The sequence below is a fragment of the Bradyrhizobium sp. BLXBL-03 genome (assembly GCF_051853015.1).
GTDB lineage: Bacteria > Pseudomonadota > Alphaproteobacteria > Rhizobiales > Xanthobacteraceae > Bradyrhizobium > Bradyrhizobium manausense.
Genome location: NZ_CP182470.1, coordinates 5582822 through 5606259 on the forward strand (window position 1 = coordinate 5582822; position 23438 = coordinate 5606259).

Sequence of the window (23438 nt, forward strand, 5' to 3'; positions counted from 1 at the left end):
ACATCTCAACGAGATCGATTTTATTTTCCACGATGCGGCAGCCGCTGGAAAAACGCGGCGGTCTCAATTGGTTAGATCGAGAAATACGTGAAAGCTGGTCATTCGAACAACGGCGCCAGCTCCATCTGCGGCACCAGCACCAAGCCCTTGTCGGTGATGCGAATTTCCGGAATGACCGATAGCGGAATCAGATTGAATCCCATGTAGGGGATGGTGCAGCCGGCCTCGGCCCATTCCTTCTTCAACACTTTGACCTCTTCGGCCACCTCCGTCACCCGCTTGTCCGACAACAGGCCCGCTATCGGCAGCGGCACCAGCGCCCGCACCTTGCCGTCGGCGACGACGCAGACGCCGCCCTGCTGCCCCTTGATCGCAGCGATCGCGACCTGCATGTCGCGCTCGTTGGTGCCGGCGACGATGATGTTGTGGCTGTCATGGCCGACGCTGGAGGCAACTGCGCCCCGCTTCAGCCCGAAGTCCTTGAGGAGACCATAGGCGACATTGCCGGCCGACTTGCCATGACGCTCCACGACAGTGACGAAGCACAGGTCATAGCGCGCGAACAGCGACGGCCAATCTTTGGCCGGCTCGATCGCGACCTTCTCGTGGATCAGCGTAATGCCGGGCAGCGCGGTCTTGATGGCGTTGACGGTGCAGGCCTTTGTCGGTAGCTCCGGCGTCAGCTTGATCTTCTCCGGCAGCTTCACGGTCGCGTAGGCCGCCTTCGGATATTGATAGCGCTGCGACAGCGCCTGATCGAGGCGCGGCGTGATCTTGCGGTTCTCCACCACGAGCTCGCCGCCATACCAGGTCGATTGCGGCTTGAGATTGTCGTCCATCAGCACGAGATCGGCGCGGCGGCCGCCGCCGAGCCCGCCGATCTCCCCCTCCATGCCAAAGCGGGTGGCGCCGTGCAGCGAACCCATCGACCAGGCCTGTTCCGGCGACATCCCCGCCCTCACGGCTTCGCGCACCACCCAGTCGAGGCCAAAGAGCAGGAGATCATCGGCATCGCGGTCGTCGGTGCAGACTGCGGTGCGCTTGTGCGAGGCCCCGAGTTCGGTGATCGTCCGGATCGCCTGCGGCAGCGAATGCCAGGGCGTCGTCGGCGGCCCGCCGCGCAGGAAGATCCAGACGCCGGCATCGAGCAGGTCGTCGGCAATGTCGCGGTCGATCGCTTCATGCGTGTCGGTGACGCCGGAAGCCGCATAGGCCGCGACGAATTCACGGCCGTAGATATGCCCGGACACGGGTCGCCCGCGCTTCAAGGCTGCCGCGAGGATCGCGTGGCTGCGCTCGTCGCCCATGGTCACTGGCACGAAATCCATCTTTTCGCCGAGCGCGACGGCTTCAGGCCAGCGGTCGAACAGACCGGCGATCTTGTCGGGCGTGAGGTCGCCGCCGGCGGTCTCCAGTTCCGCCGAGGTTGCCGGCACCGTGCTCGGCACCGTCAGAAAGATCGACAGCGGCGCCTCACGGGCGTCCTCCAGCATCGCCTCGACGCCGGCGACGTCCATGACGTTGCCGATCTCGTGGCTATCGCAGAAGATCGTGGTGGTCCCGTTGAGCAGCGCGGCCTCGGCGTAGGCGCAGGCCGTCACCATTGAAGATTCGATGTGAATATGCGGATCGACCAGTCCTGGCGCGATGATGCCGCCCGCGGCGTCATACAGCGGCACGTGGCTCCACATCTTCTTCGCCGTTCCGGCCGGTTTCACCGCGGCGATGCGGCCGCACGTGATCCAGACCTCGCGTCCCGGATGGATCCGCTCCGAATAGGTCGAGAGCAGCCTTGCACCTGAAATGACGAGCTCGGGTGCGAGCCGGGCAGAGGCGACATCGGCGAGACGTCGCGTCATCGAATGCAGTGGCGCGACGGCAAAGCGGGTCAGTTTGGTCATCGGAGCTCCCGGCGGACGTGGTTCGTCCGCCAATGGTTGCGCCCTCATGCAGGAGGGGCAACTCAATTAAAACTGCACTTCTGCTTACGCATTGGGCAGGACCGGCCGGTGGCACGTGGCCGGCACAGCCCATCGATGGCCGCGGAAGCATAGCACGGCGCCGCTACGGCCGCCCTTCCCTCATCCGTTACAGCCCGAAATGAACTTCGCCCGCGCCGCCGCGACCAACCAGGCCATGCTCAGACTCCTCGCCCTTCCCATCGAGATGTTGCGGATCGCCTTTTATGCGTTGTAGGGCCTTTTCGACACGCTGCGGGCGCGCACCGGCTGAACCTGGAATTCAACGTGCTCGTCAACACGCCGCGGGATGACGTGTGGCAGCGCCTCGATCACGACGTTCGTTCTGTATGTCTGCGTGATCATGGCCGTGGTCGACTAGGACGCCTTCGGCTCCGGCGCGACGCCGCCGAGTGCGGCCGTTAGTTCCGCCGCTACCTCGCGCACCATGCGGCCAACCTCCGGCAATCGCTCATCGGTGATGCGGCTGGTCATCCCGGACACCGAGATTGCCGCAAGCGGTTCGGCCAGCGCGTTGTAGACCACGGCGGCGACGCAGCGCAGGCCCATCTGAGCCTCCTCGTCGTCGATTGCAAAGCCCTGCTTGCGAACCGCCGCGAGTTCTCTAAAAAGGTCGCTGGGCCGCACGATGGATTTTTCCGTGAGTCTCGGCATGCCGTGATGGCGGATGACCGCGCCGACATCCTCGTCGGAATAGGTCGCGAGCACGGCCTTACCGACCCCCGATGTCACCATCGCGACGCGGCCGCCGACCTTGGTCAGCGAGCGCATGATCTCGCGGCTCTCCATGCGGGTCAGCACGATGATGAACTCGTCGTCGACAACGGCGAGATTGGCGGTCTCGCGGGTGAGATCGCGCAATTTGCGCAAATAAGGAATCGCCTGCGCGGTGAAATTGCGCCGCCGCGCGAAGCTCGCCCCGACGGTGAAGCTGCGGACGCCAACATGCCATTTGGACTCGGCGCGGTCGAACTGCACGAAGCGGCGGCTTTCCAGCGTCGCCAGCAGGCGGTGCACGGTCGAGGCCGACAGGCCGGTGCGAACGGCGAGATCGCTGAGGCGATAACCTTCGTCGTCCTCGGCCAGCGTCTCGAGGATCGACAGCGCGCGGTCGACAGACTGCACGCCGCCGTCACGATCGGCCTCCGCAGCCGATCGTGTCTCAGGCGATTTGCGCCGGATCACGTTCTTGCCCATCGCGACCTGCCGCTGTGGCTGGCGTCATTCGGGGGCGCGCGAAAGCGCGAACCCGCAATCTCGAGATCCTCAAGCGCACAAGTGCGCACCATAGTTCGACGCTTCGCGCCGCCCCGGGATGACCGGAGAGATTAGGCTCAGAGCAGCCCTGCCCCGCGCGCCCACTTGTACTTGGCACCTAACACCTCGACCGGCAGCTCGGTCGAGTAGGCATAGGCCGGGATGCCGTTCTGGTAGAGATATTCGGCGGCTTCCTCGACTTCGACGTCGCCGGCCAGTGAGGCCACGATTGGCTTCACAAAGCCCTTGGCCTCCATCTCCTTCTTCACCTCGACCATATTGCGGGCGAACACCATCGGCGGGGTGACGATGGTGTGCCAATAGCCGAGGATCAGCGAGTGGATGCGCTCGTCCGACAGACCGAGCTTCACCGTGTTGACGTAGGTGATCGGCGGCTCGCCACCGGTGATATCCACAGGGTTACCAGCCGCGCCGAACGGCGGGATGAACTTGCGGAAGGCCGCATCGAGATCCGGCGGCATCGACATCAGCGACAGGCCGTTGTCGACACATGAGTCCGACAGCAGCACGCCCGAGCCGCCGGCACCGGTGATGATCAGCACGTTCTCGCCCTTAGGCGTCGGCAGCACCGGCACGCCGCGGGCGAACTCGAGCAGCTGCCGCAGGCTGCGGGCGCGGATCACGCCCGACTGTGCCAGCACGTCCTCATAGATCTTGTCGTTACCGGCGAGCGCGCCGGTGTGCGACGAGGCCGCCTTCGCGCCGGCCGAGGTGCGGCCGGCCTTGAGCACAACGACCGGCTTCTTCTTGGAGACCCGCTTGGCGGCTTCCGCGAAGGCGCGACCGTCCTTGAGGTCCTCGCAGTGCTGCGCGATCAGATTCGTATTCGGATCCTGCTCGAAGAAAGCGAGCAGATCGTCCTCATCGATATCGGACTTGTTGCCAAGGCCGACGATCGCGGAGACGCCCATCTTGGCCGAGCGCGAGAAGCCGATGATGGCCATGCCGATGCCGCCCGACTGCGACGACAGCGCCGCGTGGCCCTTGACGTCGTAGGCGGTGCAGAAGGTCGCACAGAGATTGGCGGGCGTATAATAGAAGCCGTAGATGTTCGGTCCCATCAGGCGGATGTCGTACTTCTTGCCGACCTCGACGATCTCGGCCTGCAGCTCCGGCGCGCCGGCCTCGGCAAAGCCTGACGGAATCAGTACCGCACCCGGGATTTTCTTCTCGCCGCACTCGGTGAGCGCACCGGCGACGAACTTCGCGGGAATCGCGAACACCGCGACGTCGATCACGCCGGGCACGTCTTTGACGCTCTTGTACGCCTTGTAGCCGAGGATCTCGGCTGCCTTGGGATGGATCGGAATGATCTCGCCCTTGTAGCCACCGTTGATGAGGTTCTTCATCACGGAGTTGCCGATCTTGCCGTCCTCGGCCGAGGCGCCGATCACGGCGACCGCCTTCGGCTGCATGATGCGGTTCATGGCTGCGACGATCTCTTCGGTCGGACGCGGCTTCGGCTTGGGCTTGTAGGCGAAGTCGACGACGATACGCACGTCGGCCGCAATCGCGTCCTTGGCGGTGGCGAACACAGGGTTGAGGTCGAGCTCGACGATTTCAGGGAAATCGGTGACGAGCTGCGAAACCTTGACGATGACATCGGCCAGAGCGGTGCGGTTCACCGGCTCGCCGCCGCGCACGCCCTTCAGAATTTCATGCGCCTGGATGCCGTCGAGCATCGACAGCGCGTCTTCCCTGGTCGCGGGCGCGAGGCGGAAGGTGATGTCCTTCAACACCTCGACCAGCACACCGCCGAGACCGAAGGCGACCAGCTTGCCGAACGAGCCGTCGGTGATCGAGCCGACGATCACTTCGGTGCCACCGGCCAGCATCTGCTGCACCTGGATGCCCTCGATCTTGGCGTCGGCTTTATACTTCTTGGCGTTGCCGAGAATGGTCTCGTAGGCCTTCTCGGCATCCTCAGCCGTCTTGACGCCGACGATGACACCTCCGGCTTCGGTCTTGTGGAGAATGTCCGGGGAGACGATCTTCATCACCACCGGGAAGCCCATCGACGACGCCATTTTGCCGGCCTCGCCGGCCGACTTCGCCACGCCCTCTTTCGGCACGGGAATGCCGTAGGCATCGCAGACCACCTTGCCTTCCGGCGCTGTCAGGCTGGTGCGTTTGTCGGCCTTGACCTGGTCAAGGACCTTGCGGACGACGTCTTTGGAATTCGACATGAGCTTCTCCCTTGACCTTCAGTTCTTACTTTGCAAAGCGCGCGTGATGCGGCTGCCCGTGACACTTGCCATCGCCGCGCCCTGTTCCACCTAGCGGAACGGAGGGCTGAAAGGCCTTGATGACTCCGCCAGCTTGGATCAAAAATGGCTAGCTATGGCATTTGGTATGCCAGGAGCCAACTTGTCAAGCCAGAGCACGGTCGATAACGCCGCAAAAAATAGGCAGCTTGACATTCTGGCATGTGGTATGCCAAAAACTTTCCGGCAAATATTCCTGTAAAAGACGACTCCCACTGGAGGAGAATCGTCGTGTCACTGCGGAAACCAACCAAGGCGTTGCCGAACATGGCCGAGGCAGACATCACAATCGTTCGTATTGCCCCGGAGAGCAGCTTCAAGAACAAGGCGTATGACGCCTTGAAGGAAGCCATCCTCAAGATGGACATCTATTCGACGCCCGAGCCTGTCATGCTGGACGAGCGCGCGCTGTCCGAACGGCTGGGCGTCAGCCGCACGCCCATCCGCGAAGCGATCGCGATGCTCGAGCAGGATGGTTTCGTGAAGACCGTGCCGCGCCGCGGCATCATGGTGGTGCGCCGGACCAAGAGCGAGATCGTCGACATGATCCGCGCCTGGGCGGCGCTGGAGAGCATGGCGGCGCGCCTGATCACCACCACCGCGCGCAAAAAGGACATCACGGCGCTGCGCGACTTCTTCAAGGATTTCGGCAAGGACCGCCTGCCCGAGGATCACGTCGAGGAATATTCGAAGGCGAACATCGCCTTCCACCAGGCGCTGATCTCGCTGTCGGAGTCCCCCGTCCTGGTCGATCTCACCAACGACCTCTTGTTGCACGTGCGCGGCTACCGCCAGCTGACGATCGGCCGCAAGGACCGCACCGCGACCTCCCTGCCCGAGCATCTCGGCATGATCGAGGCGCTGGAAGCGCGCGACACCGAACTCGCCGAGAAGCGCGCCCGCGACCACACCCTTGGCCTTGCCGCTTACGTCGAAGCGCACGGCCAAGAACTGTTTACTTAACTGTTCACCTAGCGACATTCACCAGAAGGGCGAACCATTCGCCCCACTACCTTGAGATCAGGGAGACAAGGCCCATGCTGAACACTGCGACCAAGTCCGAAGCACCGGGCACCGAGCAGGAACTGACGGATGGCTTCCATCTCGTCATCGACGCGCTCAAGCTGAACGGCATCAACACCATCTATAATGTGCCGGGCATCCCGATCACGGATTTGGGCCGCATGGCGCAGGCCGCCGGCATTCGTGTGATCTCCTTCCGCCACGAGCAGAACGCCGGCTACGCCGCCGGCATCGCCGGCTATCTCACCAAGAAGCCCGGTGTCTGCCTCACGGTGTCCGCCCCGGGCTTCCTGAACGGTCTCACCGCGCTCGCCCACGCCACCACCAACTGCTATCCGATGATCCTGGTCTCGGGCTCCTCCGAGCGCGAGATCGTCGATCTGCAGCAGGGCGACTACGAAGAGATGGACCAGCTCGCGATCGCAAAGCCGCTGTGCAAGGCGGCCTATCGCGTGCTGCACGCCCAGGACATCGGCATCGGCTTTGCCCGCGCCATCCGCGCCGCCCTCTCGGGCCGTCCGGGCGGCGTCTATCTCGACCTGCCGGCAAAGCTGTTCGGCCAGGTGATGAACGCCGAGGCCGGTCAGAAGTCGCTGGTCAAGGTGATTGACGCTGCGCCGGCGCAGATCCCCTCACCCGCGTCGGTGAAGCGCGCGCTCGACGTGCTCAAGAGCGCCAAGCGTCCGCTCATCATTCTCGGCAAGGGCGCGGCCTACGCGCAGGCCGACGAGGAGATCAAGAGCTTCGTCGAGAAGAGCGGCGTGCCGTTCCTGCCGATGAGCATGGCCAAGGGCCTGCTCCCCGATACGCATCCGCAATGCGCCGGCGCTGCGCGCTCGACCGTGCTGAAGGACTCCGACGTCGTCATGCTGATCGGCGCGCGACTGAACTGGCTGCTCTCGCATGGCAAGGGCAAGAGCTGGGGTGATCAGCCGAAGAAGTTCATCCAGGTCGATATCGAGCCGAAGGAAATGGACTCCAACGTCGAGATCGTCGCGCCCGTGGTCGGCGACATCGGCTCGGTCGTCTCCGCCTTCAACCAGGCGATGGGAACGGGCTGGACCGCCCCGCCAGCCGAATGGACCAAGGCGGTGTCGTCCAAGCGTGAAGAGAACATCGCCAAGATGGCGCCGAAGCTGATGAACAACAAATCGCCGATGGACTATCACGGCGCGCTCGGCGTGCTGAAGAATGTGATCAAGGATCATCCCGAAGCGATCCTCGTCAACGAAGGCGCCAACACGCTCGACCTGGCCCGCGGCGTCATCGACATGTACCGCCCGCGCAAGCGTCTCGACGTCGGCACCTGGGGCGTGATGGGCATCGGCATGGGCCAGGCGATCGCGGCTGCGCTCGAGACCGGCCACCCCGTTCTTGCAGTGGAAGGCGACTCGGCCTTCGGCTTCTCCGGCATGGAGGTCGAGACCATCTGCCGCTACAACCTGCCGATCTGCGTCGTCATCTTCAACAATGACGGCATCTATCGCGGCACCGACGTCAACGGCGCCAACTCCGATCCCGCGACCACCGTGTTCGTCAAGGGTGCACGCTACGACAAGATGATGGAAGCCTTCGGCGGCGTCGGCGTGAACGCGACCTCACCGGATGAACTGAAGCGCGCAGTGAACGAAGCCATGGCATCCCGCAAGCCGACGCTGATCAACGCCGTGATCGATCCGGCCGCGGGCTCGGAAAGCGGCCGCATCGGCAACCTCAATCCGCAGAGCGTTCTGCAGAAGAAGTAAGTCCCCCCTCAACCCTTATTCCCTGCGGGTGCAGGGGCAGACAGAGTACGGAGCATACAAGATGACCAAAGCGCTCGAGGGCGTTCGCATTCTCGACTTCACCCACGTCCAGTCAGGACCGACCTGCACGCAGCTGCTGGCATGGTTCGGCGCCGACGTGATCAAGGTGGAACGCCCCGGCGTGGGTGACATCACCCGCGGCCAGTTGCAGGACATCCCGAACGTGGACAGCCTGTATTTCACCATGCTCAACCACAACAAGCGTTCGATCACGCTCGACACCAAGAACCCGAAGGGCAAGGAAGTCCTCACCGAGCTGATCAAGAAGTGCGACGTGCTGGTCGAGAATTTCGGCCCCGGCGTGCTCGACCGCATGGGCTTCCCCTGGGAGAAGATCCAAGCGATCAACCCGAAGATGATCGTGGCGTCGATCAAGGGCTTTGGCCCCGGACCGTACGAAGACTGCAAGGTCTATGAGAATGTGGCGCAGTGCACCGGCGGCGCCGCCTCCACCACCGGCTTCCGTGACGGGCTTCCGCTCGTCACCGGCGCGCAGATCGGCGACAGCGGCACCGGCCTGCACCTCGCGCTCGGCATCGTCACCGCGCTCTATCAGCGCACCCACACCGGCAAGGGCCAGCGCGTCACTGCGGCGATGCAGGACGGCGTGCTCAACCTCGCGCGCGTCAAGCTGCGCGACCAGCAGCGCCTCGCCCACGGCCCCCTCAAGGAATACAGCCAGTACGGCGAAGGCATTCCGTTCGGCGATGCCGTGCCGCGCGCCGGCAACGATTCCGGCGGCGGCCAGCCCGGCCGCATCCTGAAGTGCAAGGGCTGGGAGACCGACCCGAACGCCTACATCTACTTCATCACCCAGGCCCCGGTCTGGGAGAAGATCTGCGACGTGATCGGCGAGCCCTCCTGGAAGACCGATCCGAACTACGCCAAGCCGGCGGCCCGCCTGCCGCGCCTCAACGAGATCTTTGCCCGCATCGAACAATGGACGATGACGAAGACCAAGTTCGAGGCGATGGAGATCCTCAACAGGGACGACATCCCCTGCGGCCCGATCCTGTCGATGAAGGAGCTCGCCGAGGACCAGTCGCTGCGCAAGACCGGCACCGTGGTCGAGGTCGATCACCCGACCCGCGGCAAGTACCTCTCGGTCGGCAACCCGATCAAGCTGTCGGATAGCCCGAGCGACGTCACCCGCTCGCCGCTGCTCGGCGAGCATACCGACGAGATCCTGCGCAGCGTTCTCGGCTTCTCCGATCACCAGGTCGCCGAGATCCACAAGTCGGGCGCGCTCGACCCGCCGCAGAAGCAGGCCGCCGAGTAAGCGGCACCACATTGCGTCAAAACGAAAGGGCCGCCCTTCGGGGCGGCCCTTTTTGCATCAGCAAGACCGTGCGGCTGCGAGCACACGCCAAAGACCAAAAACAACCCCATGCACAGTAGCCAACCTCGCCGGGCCAAGAACAAATTTCGTATTTAGCGAATTTTTCTTGACTCGTCGGGCAAAACAGCGGTAAAAGGCTATCATCGAGACTTTTCTTCCTGATGCCCGGCCCTATCGCCTCAGCTCCCTGATAACGTCGGCCAAGCGCGTGTCGCCAGGCAAGAGGCGCCCAAGGTGCTCGGCATACTCCAGAGCAGCAACGGCGTCGCCTTTCTCACGGCTGAAATTCAGTGCGGCTGACAGCAGTTCCAGATTGTCGGGATGCCCGCGCAGACCTTCCTTCAGGACCGCAAGCGCATCATCGCGCCGGCCGGCCGAATGCAGCCCGATTGCATACACGTAGGCGTAGCGCGGCTGGCCCGGGTCCAGCGCCGCAGCCTGCTGCAGCTCTTCGATTGCTGCTTCGTTGCGCTTCTGGCGCACCAGCGTCAGACCGAGCGCGTGGTGGAGAGATGCCTCCTGCGCCGACACAGATAGAGCCTCGCGCAGGACCCGCTCGCCGTCGCTGTCGCGTCCGAGCTGGCGATACAGGTCAGACAGATTGATGGCGGCGGCCGCAAACGAGGGATCGAGCTTGAGCGCGGCGCGGTATTCGGCTTCCGCCCGATCGGCGTTGGCCTGGCGGGCGAGGAAATTGCCGAGCGCCGTGCGCGCCTCCGGCCGATCCGCGTTCAGCTTCTGCGCGTCGACGAATTCGGCAGCCGCCCGTGTGAACTTGTCGCGATCGGCCGCAGGCTGGCGTGCAGCGGGCACGGCGGCGAGAAGCTCGGCGGCGCGGATGCGCACGCCACGCACGGGGTCGGTCAGTTGCGACGCGGCGAGCGACCAGAGCTGATCGGTTGGGGCTCCTTCTAGCCCATCGAGCGCGCCGAGCCTCACGAGCGGATCAGAATCGGAAAGTCCGCGCCGGGTCAGATCTAAGATCGGCGCGGGAAGCTCGGCCAGCGCGCTGGCGCGGACGATTCCGGCAACGTCGTCCGATGCTGCGATCGCCGCCAGCGACGCTTGCGCGTCGGACGCCTCGCTCCAAGCGGCGTGAAATGCGCCCGCGTAGGTCTGATAGCCGCGCCGCCCAGGGCCAAGCCAAGTTTCGACCTGTTGCGCGGCCCAATTCGCGGATCTGTCACGATGGCAGTCGTTGCACGCATTCGGTGCGCCCGTCTGCACGGAAAGATCAGGGCGCGGAACGCGGAAGCCGTGGTCGTGGCGATGGTCGATGACCATATAACGGCGCTCCGGCATGTGGCAGGACGGGCAACCCGGCGGCGGGGAGACGTCAGCATGATGCCGGTGAGCAGGCGACTGATACTTGTCCGGCGCATGGCACTGCGCACAGGCGCCGTCCCCGGGCGCCTTCAGCGCCGCGCTATGCGGATCGTGGCAGTCGCTGCAAGTTACGCCCTTGGCAAACATCCTGCTCTGCTTGAACGGGGCGTAGTTGTAGGTCTCCTCATCGTCGCGCATCTGGCCGTCGGCATGGAAACGCTGGCGGTCGAGCAACGACACGCGATGCGTCTCGGAGAGCGGCCGTCCCGGCGTCCAATCTTCCGAAAGCTGTCCGCGGCGGGCATGGCAGCGCCCGCAGGTCTCGACCTCCTTGCGCAGCGCTGCTGCTGGCGCACTCCGTGTCGGCGTCGGCGTCCCGGCGGAGGCTGACCACGTGATGCCGGTGCGCTCGTCAAAACGGACCAGCAGGCCGTCGTCTACGCCGCGCGACGCCGGCTTTCCGCGCGCCCAGGCGACGTGACGCGAGCCGGCACCATGGCACGCCTCGCAGCCGACGCTGATCTCGGCGAAGGTGGTGGCAAACGTGTCCTTGGCGGCATCGTAGCCCTTGAGTACGCCGGTCGAGTGACACTCGGCGCACATGAAATTCCAGTTCTGGTTCAACTTCGTCCAATGCAGGGGATCGTTATGGGTGATGGCGCTGTCGGGATAGAGATGAAGCCAGCGCTGTCCGCCCTGCTCTTTCGTTCGCGTATCCCAGGCGATGGACAGAGCCTGGATGCGGCCATCGGGAAATTCGATCAGGTATTGCTGCAGCGGATCGATGCCGAAAGCGTATTTCACCTCGAAAGTCGCGAGCTTGCCGTCAGGTCCGTCGGTTTCGACCAGGAATTTGTTGTCCCTGCTGAAGAAGCGCGAGTGCGTGCCGGCGTAGTCAAAGGTCGCGTCGTTGAAGTCGCCGCGCACGGTCTGCGCGGTTGCGTGATCCATGGCATGGCGGTGCTGCGAGCTCTGCCAAAGCTTCGTCTCGGCTTGATGACAGCCGGCGCAGGACTCGCTGCCGACGAACGCCAGCTTGGCATGCGAGGGAGGCTCGATCGGGGCGTTCGATGTCTCGTACCAGAACAGTCCGACAGCAATCACGCAGGCCAGGACGCTCGCAGCGACGACCACCCGCTTCGTCGTGCCCTGCGGCGCAAGCTGCGGTATGGATCGAACTGGCTCGGGCATTTGTGCGCGAGCCTTGTCACGCCTGCGGTTCCTTCGCGAGCCTCTTGCCACGTCCGCTCACCGGTCCCGTTCAACGTCAGTTGCTTAAACGTGAAGGTCATTGTCGTGCGATAATGCGGCCAAGCTGGTCAATCGAGGGCGTGACTGGCATCAGATCGATCACGCTTTGCATATTTCCGCCAATCGATGCTGGACTGCTGACTTCGTCAACGAAGCGGCTCGACCTTGGCAACCATGTCTGGCGCGCGGCTCACCCGGTAGTTCGCATTGCTGCATCTGAGCATCCATACCGCATGATCGGGCCGCGAACGCTTCGCGTCTTTCGTCGCGCCGAGCGCCTTGTCGCAGGCGAAGCCCTGCATGCGAATTTGCGCGGCGAGCATGCCCTGCACCGTCTCTTCGGCGGCTTGCGCTGCCGCTCCGGCGAACGCCACAGCTGCAATCAGTGCAACGGTCGATAGCCACATCGAGCAACTACGTTTCAAGAACCTCATCCCGCCATCCTCTGCACTGGACCCGGCGGGAAGCCGGCTGGCTTCCCGCCCATCTCGCATCACTGCTGGACACATTGCCGGACGAACTTGACTCGCTCCACCATGCCGAGGTCCTTCGCTTCCGCCTGCTTGCGGCAGGCTTCGCGCTTGTCGATCCGCAACTGGATCTTGTCGACCAGGCTCAGGCCGACGGTTCCGACTTGTGGTTCGGCCGAAGCCGTCTTTCCGGCGTCGGCGGACGGACCGTCGCCGGCCGCCCGGGCCGCCTCCTGCAGGCGCTTGACGTCGTTCGGGCTCAGCTTCGGCCGCTCTATGTCGAGCGTGAGCTTGTTGATCTTGCCGGTGAAGGCAAACGGTGTCTGATAGTCGTTGTCGTCCACCGGCGTGCCGGTGTCGGAGCCGATGTCGAAGGCTTCATCCCATTGCAGGATGAACGGCAGCGTCTGCTCCATCTTCTCCGTGGCCACCGCCTTGCCGTCGACCTTCAGCGTGCCGGTGCCGCCCTGGCCGATGCCGGTATAATCGCCGAACATCATCGTGGCCGCACCAAGACCATCGTACTTGAAGTCAAACTCGATCAGGTGCTTGCCGGGGGTCAGATCAGGTCCCTCCCAACGCACGCGCTTCAGGTCGACGAGGTTCCACGTGAAGACGGGCTTGTTCTTGAGGACGTAGAAGCCATAGCCCCCGAAACGCCCTCCCTGCGTCACGAGCATGCCCTCGGCGCCGCCATCTGGAATATCGACGTCGACCTTGAAGTTATAGGAGGCGTTGAGCAGGCTCGGCGCGTCGCCGTTCGGCGTGCCGGTCATCGGTCGGGTCCAGGCAAAGTTCGTGCGGCCCGCGCTCAGACTGGGACGCGGTGTAATCATGCGCGACGCCACCGTCGAATCGAGCGGCAGCACCTGATATTTTTCCGCCTCCTTCCAGAACAGCGCCTGCAACTCCTTCAGCTTGTCCGGATTCTTGGCAGCAACGTCCTCGGCCTGGGTCCAGTCGTTGCGCAGGTCATAGAGCTCCCAAGGGTAGTCGCCCGGGTTCGGCAGCTTCGCGACCGTCACCCACGGTGGCCGCAAGACCTTCGTGCTGGCGATCCATCCGTCGTTGTAGATGGCGCGATCGGCGAACATCTCGAAATACTGCGTCGTGTGTGTCGTTGCCGCATTCGCGTTCTTGGCATCGAACGTGTACATCATGCTGACGCCCTCGATCGGGCTTTGCTTGATGCCGTCGACGATGTCCGGCTGCTTGATCTGTGCGGCCTCGAGAATGGTCGGCACGATGTCGATGACGTGATGGAACTGGGCGCGGATGCCGCCCTTGTCCTTGATGACAGCCGGCCAGGACATCGCCATGCCCTGCCGCGTGCCGCCGAAATGCGAGACGATCTGCTTGGTCCAGGAGAATGGCGTGTCGAATGCCCAGGCCCAGCCGATCGACATGTGGTTGTAGGTCTTGTCAGTACCCCACACGTCGTAGAAATATTTGAGCTGATCTTCGACTGACGGGGTGACCTGGTTGAACATTGCCACTTCGTTGGGCGTACCGGTCGGCTGGCCCTCCGCGCTCGTGCCGTTGTCGCCCTCGATGTAGATGACCAGGGTGTTGTCGAGCTTGCCCAGATCATCGATCGACTGGATCACACGACCGATCTCGCTGTCGGCATACGCCACATAGGCCGCGAACACATCGGCCTGGCGGATGAAGAGCTTCTTCTCGTCGTCCGAGAGCTGGTCCCATTCCTTGATCAGGTCTTTCGGCCATGGGGTCATCTTCGCACTCTGCGGAATGACGCCGAGCCGCTTCTGGTTCTCGAAGATCGTGTCGCGCAGCTTGTTCCAGCCTTGGTCGAACAGGTGCATGTCGCTGATCTTCTTCACCCACTCGGGCGTCGGATGATGCGGGGCATGCGTTGCACCGGGCGCGAACTTGACGAAGAACGGCGTATCGGGCGACAGCGCATTCATGCGGTTGACGTAGTCGATGGCTTCATCGGCCATCGCCGTCATCAGGTTCCAGCCGGGCTTGCCGACATAGGGATGGATCGGCGTCGTGTTGCGGACGAGGTTGCCGGGCTCCCACTGGTTGGTGTCGCCGCCCATGAACCCGTAGAAATATTCGAACCCCATGCCGGTCGGCCACTGGTCGAACGGGCCGGCCTGGCTCGCCTGATATTCGGGCGTGTTGTGGTTCTTGCCGAACCAGGCGGTATGGTAGCCGTTGTCGGTCAGAATTCTCCCGATCGTGGCCTTATCCTTGGTGATGATGCTGTCATAGCCGGGATAGCCGGTCGCCTGCTCGGCGATCACGCCATAGCCGACCGAGTGATGATTGCGTCCCGTGATCAGCGCAGCTCGCGTCGGCGAGCACAGCGCGGTCGAATGGAAATTGGTGTAGCGCAGTCCGTTTTGTGCAATTCGGTCGAGCGCGGGCGTCGGGATCACGCCGCCGAAGGTGCTGGGCACGCCGTAACCCGCGTCGTCAGTGATGATCAGGAGGACATTCGGCGCGCCTTTAGGGGGCACCACGCGAGCCGGCCAATACGGTTTCGAATCCCGGGCATCGCGCTCGATCTTCCCGCCGAATTTCTCTGGTGGCGGCGGAAGCTGATTGCCGGGAATGGTGATCGTCGCGGCGGGCGAACCGGGTGGCGGTGCGGTTTGTTGCGCCTGCTGCGCAAATGACGGCGCTGAAAAGGCAAGTGTAAGCGCAAATGCAGAGACGAAGGATCGGGCAGCGCTCATTGCAATTCCTCCCTCCAAATGAAAAATCATGATCTGCCCACGGCATCAAAAGGGCCTTGATGTAGATCAACGCATCAAATGGTGGTTCAAGTTCGGAGCGACTTTTCTGCGCAACGTGAGCGGATGGGCGCGTCGCCGAGACAGCCTGAACCGTTCTTTCTCCCTGGAGGTAAGATAGCGCTGTACTGTGCTTCGTTTGCTACATTCGATTGCCAAATATTCCTGCTGCCTTAGGTAGTTGTGGCCAGCGTAGACGCCTTTGTCATATCGTCGGCATCGTACCAGGCGCTCCCACTGAGCGAAGCTTGTGGTTCGGGAGAAGTCATCATGGGGATGATGAAGGCGTTTGCGGTCATTGCAATTGCAGCCGTCGCATCAGTACCGACCAAGGCCTCGGCCGATGAAAGCGGTATCAGCTTCTGGATTCCCGGCACATTCGGCAGCCTCGCTGCCACCCCTCAGCAGCCGGGCTGGACGGCCGCCGCGATCTACTATCACACCTCGGTGTCCGCCGGAGCCGACGTAGCCCGCGCGAGAGAGATTCAGATCGGGCGCATCCCCGCAAATCTGACGGCGACGTTGAACGCAAACGTCAATGCCAATGTGGATCTCGGGTTGTTGAACGCGACCTACGTGTTTGCAACGCCGGTGCTGGGCGGTCAGGCCTCTGCCAGCCTGATCGGCATCTACGGGGCGAATACCACCTCGCTTAACGGATTGGTCACGGGCACACTGGCACTGCCGGGCGGCTCGATTCCCTTCTCTCGCTTCGATTCCATCAGCGACTCCGTGACAGGCTTCGGCGACCTGATCCCACAGTTCGCGTTGCGCTGGAATGCCGGTGTCAACAACTACATGACTTACATCACGGGCGATATTCCGGTCGGGGCTTACCAGTCGACCCGTCTCGCCAATATCGGGCTAGGGCACGGGACGATCGACGCTGGCGGCGGATACACCTATTTCAATCCGCAGACGGGGCATGAACTGTCCGGCGTGCTCGGCTTCACATACAATTTCAAGAACACGGATACGCAATATCAAAGCGGCGTCGACATGCATTTCGACTGGGGCGCCTCACAATTCCTGACCAAGCAGGTCCAGGTCGGTCTCGTAGGTTACGTCTACAAGCAACTCGGCTGCGACAGCGGCTTTGCCGATCGCGTCGGTTGCTTCCGCTCGCAGGTCGCGGCCGCAGGCCCGCAGGTCGGCTTCATCTTCCCGGTGGGCGACATGCAGGGCTATCTGAACCTGAAGGCTTACAAGGAGTTCGCCGCGGAAAACCGGCCCGAGGGCTGGAACGCCTGGGTGACCTTTGTCATCTCGCCTGCGGCGCCGCCCCCGGCTGTGACGCCGACAAAGCACATCATCACGAAGTGACAGCGCGGCATCGTCAGGCGCCGTTGTTTGGGTTGATTTGAATCAACGTCGATCCCGAAATGCCGTGGCTCCCTGTCCCATATTGGTTGCAGCGTCGATCGTTGAGTACAGCCATGATAAGCGCTTGCTTTCTTGCCGTGCTTGCGACTTTTCAAATTGGGCTCGCTCAGCCTGCCCATGCAGCGGACCATTACGTTCGTCCAACTGGTGCAAAGGCTCAGGTCTCGCGTTCACCGTCCCCTGTTTCTCCAGCCTGGCGCGGCTTCGTGTTGCGGCAGGATCTGTTTGATCGTGCCAATCCAAACAATCTCAGGTCCGATTGGTCCCCACCGCCGGCTCAGCCGGGGCAATTCTAGCAAGGAGACACAGATGAACAGCGCCCTGCTCTCACTTGCACTGCTTGCGGGTTCAATGGTCATACCGGCTTCTGATCGCGTTCCCGAACTGAAGGTCGAAGCGCTTTGCAAGGCGACGTCCGAAACGGACAAGTCGATGGGGCTGGCGTTGGCGCAAAGCTTTACCGATTGCATGCGCGATGAAACGACAGCGCAGCAGCAGCTCGGCACGGTGTGGTTGTCGGCCAAGCCCGCTGTCCGCGATGCCTGCGAAGGTGAGGCCATAACAGGAGGAACCCAAAGCTACGTCGATTTGCTCACCTGCATCCAAATGGCCGAGACCGCAACTGCGCTGGCATCGACGCCGCCGCTCAGAGGGGCTAGCAAGAACCGAAACAAGCAATAGTGGGCGCGGGCGAGCCGCTTTCGCCAGGTAGCACTACAATTCTGCAAGTGATGTCGATCGGCCCCGGCGCTGCTTTTGCCGACGCAAAACCGCGGCCAATTTCTGAATGCTCAGGTTCACTCGAAGCCCGCTGCTGATGTTATACAATGGCCAACCTGCGTACTCGACGCCGCAGAACTGGAGCGACTGCGTTCTAAAGGTCTAGTTGCGGTTAACAGCTACATCTATGAGTCAATCATTATGGCAGCAAAATCACGCAGCTTATGCGCAGGCGCCGACCAGATCGCTGAGTTGGTGAAGCAAATTGCCGGAGGTCAAGCTCGCAACCGGGTACCGGGCCGTCCTTAGGGCCGACGCGACGTACCGTGAGAGGCGGATTGAGCAGGTACCCGGCCGACAAGTTCAGCTGTCGGACCCAGAACAGACATTGGTGTCTGGTCACTGCTCCGAAGTCGAATTGTCGCCATCGCCATGTCACAGATCGTTGAAGGGCGTTCGTTGTGCTACAGCGTGCGACCGCAACTTATGCCGATATCATCTGTTTGCACGAATGCCCGCCCGATGCATCTTTACTATGCGCACAGCCAGGGAGGAGATGAGGCCATGACGACCAATGCTTTCTCGGATCTTACGCGGCTGATTAACGGCTATCAGATTTCGCAAGCCATTCACGTCGCGGCCCGGCTCGGCATCGCCAACCACCTCAGTCACGGGCCACTCAGCAGCGACGAACTCGCTCGGCTTAGCGGATCGCATCCGAGAACGCTTTATCGGCTGTTGCGCGCGCTGGCTTCAGCCGGTGTTTTCCACGAGGCCGAGAACAGAACGTTCTCGCTCACAGCGATGGGCGAGTGTCTTCGGTCCGACTCGCCCACTCCACTCGACGGCTGGGCCGCCTATGTCGGCCGTCCCTATGCCTGGCAGGCCTGGGCGCATCTTGAACACAGCGTCCGCACCGGCGAGAACGCCTTTCGGCATCTCAACGGTCAGAGCGTATGGGAGTATCGCAGCGCCCGTCCGGATGAAAACGCGATTTTCAACCGAGCCATGACGGCCAATTCTCGCGGCGCCATCGAGGCCATCATCGCTGCCTGCGACTTCAGCCGCTTTCGTCACGTTGCTGACATCGGGGGTGGTCAAGGCCAACTGCTGGCGGGAATTCTCGCTGCAAATAAGGCCCTGCGCGGAACGCTGTTCGATCAGCCGCACGTGGTCAGCCACGCAGCCGACGTTCTGAACCGACATGGCGTCGCCGACAGATGCGAAATCGTTGCTGGCAGTTTCTTTGAAAGCATCCCGGAAGGGGCTGACGCCTATGTGATGCGGGCGATCATCCACGATTGGGACGACAAGGACGCGATTTCCATCCTGAAGACCTGCCGCCGCGCCATGACTGACGACGCCAGATTGCTGCTCGTTGAGCGTGTTGTGGAGCCGCCGAACGAGGGACTCATCTCGAAACTCAGTGACCTCAATATGCTCGTCATGCTCGGTGCGCTGGAAAGAACGTACGACGAGTATTCCGCGCTGTGTAAGGCAGCCGGATTCAAGACGCGCGGCACGGCTCGCGCGGGCTCGCTCTACCAGGTCATCGAAGCGGTCCCCAGTAAGGCTGAACGCGTGTGAGGCTTTGCGTCACGGCCGCGAGGCGCGCCTCAGATACGCTTTCGTAGCCTGAGGTTTGGCCATGGCCGCGGCGAGCCCTAGCTCTCAGCGATGCGAGGTCTGCTTGCTTCAGGTGATCCGAAAGACGCTGGCAAACTCGGCGCGGCGCTCCTCTGCCCTGCCCTCAATTTCGCCTTGAGAGGACACCCCCTCCGGCATAGGCTTGTCCGGTTTCCAGAGAATTCATTTCCATCAAGGGAATTTGGCCATGCTTGCGGAATTCGCTGCACGACATGCCGCTGCTCGAAACATCCACTACGGCTGGGTGATGGCTGCCGTGGGATTTCTCTACTCCCTGTTTGCAAGCTCGGCCCTCGGCGTGCCCAGCGTCCTGATGCGGGAGATCGCCTCTGACGTCGGCGTCAGCATGGGCGAGTTGTCGGCCTCGCAAGGGCTTCGCTTTGCGCTGTTTGGCCTCGTGGCACCGTTCGCCGGCGGCCTCATGCTCCGCTACGGACCGAGGATGATGCTGGCCATCGCCGGCACGCTGGCGCTGGCCGGATTGCTACTGACGATCGTCATGACCAACCGGTTCGAGATGTGGCTCGGCCTCGGGCTGATTCTCGGCCTGGCGCCGGGGCTGACTGCGCTGCAGCTCGCCGCTGTCATTTCGGTACGCTGGTTCACGACCCATCGCGGGTTGGTGGTCGGTCTCCTCAACGGATCGATCGCAACCGGCACCTTGATCTTCATGCCGCTCGGCGCGTGGATCGCCGAACATTGGGGCTGGCGTGTCGCGCTGCTGCCGTCCGGACTCGGTCTTCTGCTGTCGATCATCCTGTTTCTGTTGCTCGGCAAGGACCGCCCGCAGGAATTGGGCCTGGCGCCGCTCGGGGAGACGGTGATGCCGCCGATCCCCGCAATTCCCACACAGAGCTTTGCGACGATCAGCTTCCGCGGCCTGCGCCTTGCTTCAACCAGGCTGGTGTTCTGGGTGCTGTCGCTGACCTTCCTGATCTGCGGCGTATCGAGCTACGGGCTGACGTCGACCCACTTCGTCCCGTTCTGCGGCGATCTCGGCTTGCCGGCCGTGACGTCGGCAGGCCTGCTCGCCATGATCGGCGTGTTCGACCTGGTCGGCACGATCGGCTCTGGCTGGTTGTCCGATCGCTTCGACAACCGATGGCTGCTGGCGATCTATTACGGATTTCGCGGGCTTGCGCTGATCTGGCTGGTGGAGTCGAACGCAACGCTGGGCGCGATGAGCGCTTTTGCGATGCTCTACGGGCTGGACTTCATCGCGACCGTTCCGCCGACGGTGAAATTGACGGTCGGCGCGTTCGGGCGGGAGATGGGCCCGGTGATCTTCGGCTGGATTTTTGCGGCCCATCAGCTTGGCGTTGGCCTGATGGCCTTTGCCGCCGGCGTCAGCAGGGATGCGCTGGGGACTTACGTGCCAGCTTTTCTCGTCGCCGGGATCCTCTGCCTGCTCGCTGCGGCAGCCTTTACGCTGGTGAAGCGTCCGGCGGTGCCGGCTCCGGCATAACGATCAGAAGAAACGACGGCCCCAACACGACTGGAACGGCACTGCCGACAGTCTCGTAGGGTGGGCAAAGCGCAAGCGGCCCACCACCTTTCGCCGCGTTGGAAGATCGTGGGCACGGCGCAAGTGCGCCTTTGCCCACCCTACGCTGCTGTGCTCGTGCCCACCGGTGTGACGTCGACAAATCCGGCGCTTCTGGCGAATTGATCGAATGGAAGGCACGGCAAACAGCCATCGACAGCGCGCCCATGGACAGGCTCTGCCCCACCCACGCTATGATACCCGCGTCACCTCCCTCGGCTCGGCGGGCGATGAATGGCCGCGCGCGACGATGGCGCGACGAACCAGGCTGATGTGCTCACGGAGCGTATAGGCCTCGCTCGCGAAGCCGGCCGGCGTGCGTATTCTGGCGACGGCCTCTTCGATGCGGGCAAGGTCAGCCTCCCACTTGTCTCTCGGCAAATCGCCCGTGCGCGCGGCAACGTCGCGCTCGAGCAGCGCCAGCTCGCCGTACCATCGGTAGATGCGCGAGCGGACATGCCAGCGGACCAATTGAGGCAAATAGTGGAACAGCGGCAACAGGATTGCCGCCAGAGGCAACAAGATGATGATTGCACGCTCGCCCCAGGCCGCGATCCAGAACGGCAGATATTGGTAGAGGATCGTCCGGCCGAAGCGCCTGTGCTGATCGGCATCGGTCGAGACAGGCAGATCCACCTGGGCCGTGCCTGGGAATTCGCCGGCCTCCTCGAAAAGACCTTGCCGGCCGTGGATCTCCCTTGCGGCGTCGACCAACAAAAGCGTGATGGCCGGATGGAGATCCTTGCGCGATGCGAGCATCACCTTGGTACCGATCAGGTCAATATCCTTTTCCGGAATATGGTCCGCCAGGTCGATCACACCGGAAGGCAATTTGAGCGTGCTGATGAAGTTGAGCCGTCGCCGATAGGCCTCGGCTCTCGTGAAGTTCAGCAAGCTCAGGGTCGGATCGCGCAGTGCGTTCCAGACGGCGGGATTGTCCGCTCCGTCGACAAAGACGACGGCGTCCACCTCGCGCGAGCGCAGCGCAATCAGCGCCGGAAGATTGCTCAAAGGCTCCATCGTGACATTGTCGGGGGTGAGACCGTTGAGCGCGAAAACGGACTCGCTGAACGAACGTGCCCCGCTGCCGGGAACACCAATGGCGACCTTGCGATTGCGCAATTCATTGACGTAATTCAGCTGCTCTGACTTGCGGTAGAAAATCCACAGCGGCACATAATAGAGGCTCGCGACCATGACCACGTCCTTGGCGTCGGACGCCTGCGACAGGCCGCCTTGGGTGAAGCCGATATCCACGCCGGACTTCGGATCCTGCAACAGTGCCAGATTGTCTTCTGCACCGTTGGTGATCCGCTCTTCGATCGTGACCCCGGAACGTGCCAGAATTTCGATGTAGCGTTTTGCGTATTGGTGCAAAAGGCCATCTTCCAGGCCGGACGCCAGCACGATGTGGCGCGACGGAGCCGTCTGCCAAACATGCACCACCGCCCAGAGCGTCGCAGCGATCGATGCCAGGAGGACGATCGCGAGGCTCAGGCGGCCACGTGGCGAGAGATGTGCGAGGTATTCGGCCCTCACAACGCACGCTTCAGTGACGAGCGATGAAGGCGGCGGGTGCCGATGACGTGCGGAAAGTCTGCAGTAAATTTCATTGCGCGGCGCTTTCCGTTCATGAAGAAGCCCTCCCTTTTTGGAGAGCTCGCGCCATCGAACGCTTGACATAGGTCAAGACCTCGCTCGCAAGAAATTCCGGGACGAATTGTCGGGTTCCGGACGCCTCGTTCGTCCTCGGGCCATGATCGGCCCCTAGACCTCGACGGCCCATCAGTTCATGAGGATAACAACCATGCCCAGCACTGTCCGCCTGCACCGCGTTCTCACCACCAGCCCCGAGAAACTCTATCGCGCCTTCGTGGAGGCGGATGCGCTGGCAAAATGGCTTCCGCCCAACGGCTTCACCTGCACGGTGCATCACCATGAGCCGAAGGTCGGAGGAACTTTCAAAATGTCGTTCCGGAATTTCACGACCGGCAGCGGCCATAGCTTCGGCGGCGAATATCTCGAGCTCGTGCCTGGCGAACGCCTGCGCTACACCGACAGGTTCGACGATCCGAACTTGCCCGGCGAGATCGAAGTAACGGTGGTGCTCAGGAAAGTCCTTGTCGGTACCGAGCTCGACATCACGCAATCAGGCATTCCCGACGCTATCCCGCCGGAAGCCTGCTATCTCGGCTGGCAGGAATCGCTGCGCAACCTTGCGCGCCTGGTTGAGCCCGAGATCAAGCCGTAGCTCGCTGCTCCTTAGCTGGGACCGCCTTGGCGTCGCCGGGAGTTGCGGCGAGACGGTCCCTGCCAATATGGATTCTCCTGGCACATGGCCGAGAGTCCCGAAGCCGTCATCCGGCATTGATCCATCGACGTATAGCTGCAGTCGTAGGTGATGAAGCCCCGCGCGTACCACCTCTGAAGGCACACTGGAAAGCGCGGATCGTAGCGTTGAGCCGTGGCCGGGACGGCGCTGAGGACCGTTGTCGTACCCGCCAGGATCATCCAGCGCAGAACACGCATTTCGTGGCCTTTCCCGGATTTCAAATCGGACTCTTTTTGAGCATGATCTTTCCGGAAAACCGCTTCACACTTTTTCCGGATCATGTTCCAGCCAGGCCGACGCCGCCTTTGTAACC

16 protein-coding genes are annotated in these 23438 nt (G+C 62.6%); 8 read left to right on the top strand and 8 right to left on the bottom strand.

The features are described 5' to 3' along the window. Positions 1 to 98 precede the first annotated feature (98 nt). The 3 genes from ACNJX9_RS26930 to ACNJX9_RS26940 all read right to left on the bottom strand — a co-directional run bounded on the left by ACNJX9_RS26930 (position 99) and on the right by ACNJX9_RS26940 (position 5443). A complete protein-coding gene (locus ACNJX9_RS26930; protein ID WP_439405047.1) occupies positions 99 to 1901 on the bottom strand; it encodes an adenine deaminase C-terminal domain-containing protein in 1803 nt (600 codons plus the stop codon). Positions 1902 to 2336: 435 nt separating this feature from the next. Continuing rightward, positions 2337 to 3176 carry an IclR family transcriptional regulator gene (locus ACNJX9_RS26935; protein ID WP_057742053.1) on the bottom strand — a complete coding sequence of 280 codons (840 nt, stop codon included), beginning with the start codon at positions 3174 to 3176 and terminating at the stop codon, positions 2337 to 2339. A gap of 137 nt (positions 3177 to 3313) precedes the next feature. Continuing rightward, positions 3314 to 5443, bottom strand: coding sequence for an acetate--CoA ligase family protein (locus ACNJX9_RS26940; RefSeq protein WP_057742058.1), 2130 nt, complete (start codon positions 5441 to 5443; stop codon positions 3314 to 3316). A 345-nt stretch (positions 5444 to 5788) separates the two neighbouring features. Here ACNJX9_RS26940 and ACNJX9_RS26945 point away from each other — a divergent pair, with 345 nt between their 5' ends. The 3 genes from ACNJX9_RS26945 (at position 5789) to frc (ending at position 9628) form a co-directional block, all read left to right on the top strand. After that, positions 5789 to 6484, top strand: a complete 696-nt coding sequence (locus tag ACNJX9_RS26945; RefSeq protein WP_162268309.1) for a GntR family transcriptional regulator — start codon at positions 5789 to 5791, stop codon at positions 6482 to 6484. 74 nt (positions 6485 to 6558) lie between these two features. Beyond that, complete coding sequence (oxc, locus tag ACNJX9_RS26950; protein ID WP_439405048.1) at positions 6559 to 8289, top strand: oxalyl-CoA decarboxylase; 1731 nt, start codon at positions 6559 to 6561, stop codon at positions 8287 to 8289. 61 nt (positions 8290 to 8350) lie between these two features. After that, the gene (frc, locus tag ACNJX9_RS26955) at positions 8351 to 9628 is read left to right on the top strand and encodes a formyl-CoA transferase (RefSeq protein ID WP_439405049.1); all 1278 of its coding nucleotides are present in this window, start codon (positions 8351 to 8353) and stop codon (positions 9626 to 9628) included. Positions 9629 to 9859: 231 nt separating this feature from the next. Here the strand turns inward: frc and ACNJX9_RS26960 are convergent, their stop codons facing one another. The 3 genes from ACNJX9_RS26960 to ACNJX9_RS26970 all read right to left on the bottom strand — a co-directional run bounded on the left by ACNJX9_RS26960 (position 9860) and on the right by ACNJX9_RS26970 (position 15443). Continuing rightward, positions 9860 to 12205, bottom strand: coding sequence for a tetratricopeptide repeat protein (locus ACNJX9_RS26960; RefSeq protein ID WP_439405050.1), 2346 nt, complete (start codon positions 12203 to 12205; stop codon positions 9860 to 9862). A 206-nt stretch (positions 12206 to 12411) separates the two neighbouring features. Continuing rightward, positions 12412 to 12672: a hypothetical protein gene (locus ACNJX9_RS26965; RefSeq protein WP_057742074.1), complete on the bottom strand. Its 261-nt coding sequence runs from the start codon at positions 12670 to 12672 to the stop codon at positions 12412 to 12414. Positions 12673 to 12758: 86 nt separating this feature from the next. After that, a complete protein-coding gene (locus tag ACNJX9_RS26970; RefSeq protein WP_439405051.1) occupies positions 12759 to 15443 on the bottom strand; it encodes an arylsulfatase in 2685 nt (894 codons plus the stop codon). 336 nt (positions 15444 to 15779) lie between these two features. On the opposite strand from ACNJX9_RS26970, the gene ACNJX9_RS26975 reads away from it, so the two are divergent. From ACNJX9_RS26975 to ACNJX9_RS26990, 4 genes are all read left to right on the top strand, one after another. After that, positions 15780 to 16823, top strand: a complete 1044-nt coding sequence (locus ACNJX9_RS26975; protein WP_157083355.1) for a SphA family protein — start codon at positions 15780 to 15782, stop codon at positions 16821 to 16823. A gap of 369 nt (positions 16824 to 17192) precedes the next feature. Beyond that, entirely contained in the window at positions 17193 to 17564 is a 372-nt protein-coding gene (locus ACNJX9_RS26980; protein ID WP_057742093.1) for a hypothetical protein, read from the top strand. A gap of 603 nt (positions 17565 to 18167) precedes the next feature. After that, a complete protein-coding gene (locus ACNJX9_RS26985) occupies positions 18168 to 19190 on the top strand; it encodes a methyltransferase (protein WP_439405052.1) in 1023 nt (340 codons plus the stop codon). 247 nt (positions 19191 to 19437) lie between these two features. Continuing rightward, on the top strand, positions 19438 to 20715 hold the full coding sequence (locus ACNJX9_RS26990; RefSeq protein WP_063958178.1) for an MFS transporter: 1278 nt from the start codon (positions 19438 to 19440) through the stop codon (positions 20713 to 20715). Between the two features lie 270 nt (positions 20716 to 20985). On the opposite strand, the gene ACNJX9_RS26995 is transcribed toward ACNJX9_RS26990, so the two are convergent. After that, positions 20986 to 22476, bottom strand: coding sequence for a TAXI family TRAP transporter solute-binding subunit (locus ACNJX9_RS26995; protein ID WP_439405053.1), 1491 nt, complete (start codon positions 22474 to 22476; stop codon positions 20986 to 20988). Positions 22477 to 22600: 124 nt separating this feature from the next. Here ACNJX9_RS26995 and ACNJX9_RS27000 point away from each other — a divergent pair, with 124 nt between their 5' ends. Continuing rightward, the gene (locus tag ACNJX9_RS27000; RefSeq protein ID WP_057753098.1) at positions 22601 to 23044 is read left to right on the top strand and encodes an SRPBCC family protein; all 444 of its coding nucleotides are present in this window, start codon (positions 22601 to 22603) and stop codon (positions 23042 to 23044) included. A gap of 11 nt (positions 23045 to 23055) precedes the next feature. On the opposite strand, the gene ACNJX9_RS27005 is transcribed toward ACNJX9_RS27000, so the two are convergent. Next, positions 23056 to 23406 (bottom strand): DUF3551 domain-containing protein, encoded by a 351-nt coding sequence (locus tag ACNJX9_RS27005; RefSeq protein ID WP_439405054.1) that lies wholly within the window; start codon positions 23404 to 23406, stop codon positions 23056 to 23058. Positions 23407 to 23438: the final 32 nt, after the last annotated feature.

Coding starts and splice junctions, on each gene's coding strand:
- frc (WP_439405049.1), top strand. CDS start 8,351: ATGACCAAAGCGCTCGAGGGCGTTCGCATTCTCGACTTCACCCACGTC.
- ACNJX9_RS26935 (WP_057742053.1), bottom strand. CDS start 3,176: ATGGGCAAGAACGTGATCCGGCGCAAATCGCCTGAGACACGATCGGCT.
- ACNJX9_RS26945 (WP_162268309.1), top strand. CDS start 5,789: ATGGCCGAGGCAGACATCACAATCGTTCGTATTGCCCCGGAGAGCAGC.
- ACNJX9_RS26990 (WP_063958178.1), top strand. CDS start 19,438: ATGCTTGCGGAATTCGCTGCACGACATGCCGCTGCTCGAAACATCCAC.
- ACNJX9_RS26940 (WP_057742058.1), bottom strand. CDS start 5,443: ATGTCGAATTCCAAAGACGTCGTCCGCAAGGTCCTTGACCAGGTCAAG.
- ACNJX9_RS26995 (WP_439405053.1), bottom strand. CDS start 22,476: ATGTCAAGCGTTCGATGGCGCGAGCTCTCCAAAAAGGGAGGGCTTCTT.
- ACNJX9_RS26960 (WP_439405050.1), bottom strand. CDS start 12,205: ATGCCCGAGCCAGTTCGATCCATACCGCAGCTTGCGCCGCAGGGCACG.
- ACNJX9_RS26965 (WP_057742074.1), bottom strand. CDS start 12,672: ATGTGGCTATCGACCGTTGCACTGATTGCAGCTGTGGCGTTCGCCGGA.
- ACNJX9_RS26975 (WP_157083355.1), top strand. CDS start 15,780: ATGAAGGCGTTTGCGGTCATTGCAATTGCAGCCGTCGCATCAGTACCG.
- ACNJX9_RS27000 (WP_057753098.1), top strand. CDS start 22,601: ATGCCCAGCACTGTCCGCCTGCACCGCGTTCTCACCACCAGCCCCGAG.
- oxc (WP_439405048.1), top strand. CDS start 6,559: ATGCTGAACACTGCGACCAAGTCCGAAGCACCGGGCACCGAGCAGGAA.
- ACNJX9_RS26985 (WP_439405052.1), top strand. CDS start 18,168: ATGACGACCAATGCTTTCTCGGATCTTACGCGGCTGATTAACGGCTAT.
- ACNJX9_RS26930 (WP_439405047.1), bottom strand. CDS start 1,901: ATGACCAAACTGACCCGCTTTGCCGTCGCGCCACTGCATTCGATGACG.
- ACNJX9_RS26980 (WP_057742093.1), top strand. CDS start 17,193: ATGAACAGCGCCCTGCTCTCACTTGCACTGCTTGCGGGTTCAATGGTC.
- ACNJX9_RS26970 (WP_439405051.1), bottom strand. CDS start 15,443: ATGAGCGCTGCCCGATCCTTCGTCTCTGCATTTGCGCTTACACTTGCC.
- ACNJX9_RS27005 (WP_439405054.1), bottom strand. CDS start 23,406: ATGATCCGGAAAAAGTGTGAAGCGGTTTTCCGGAAAGATCATGCTCAA.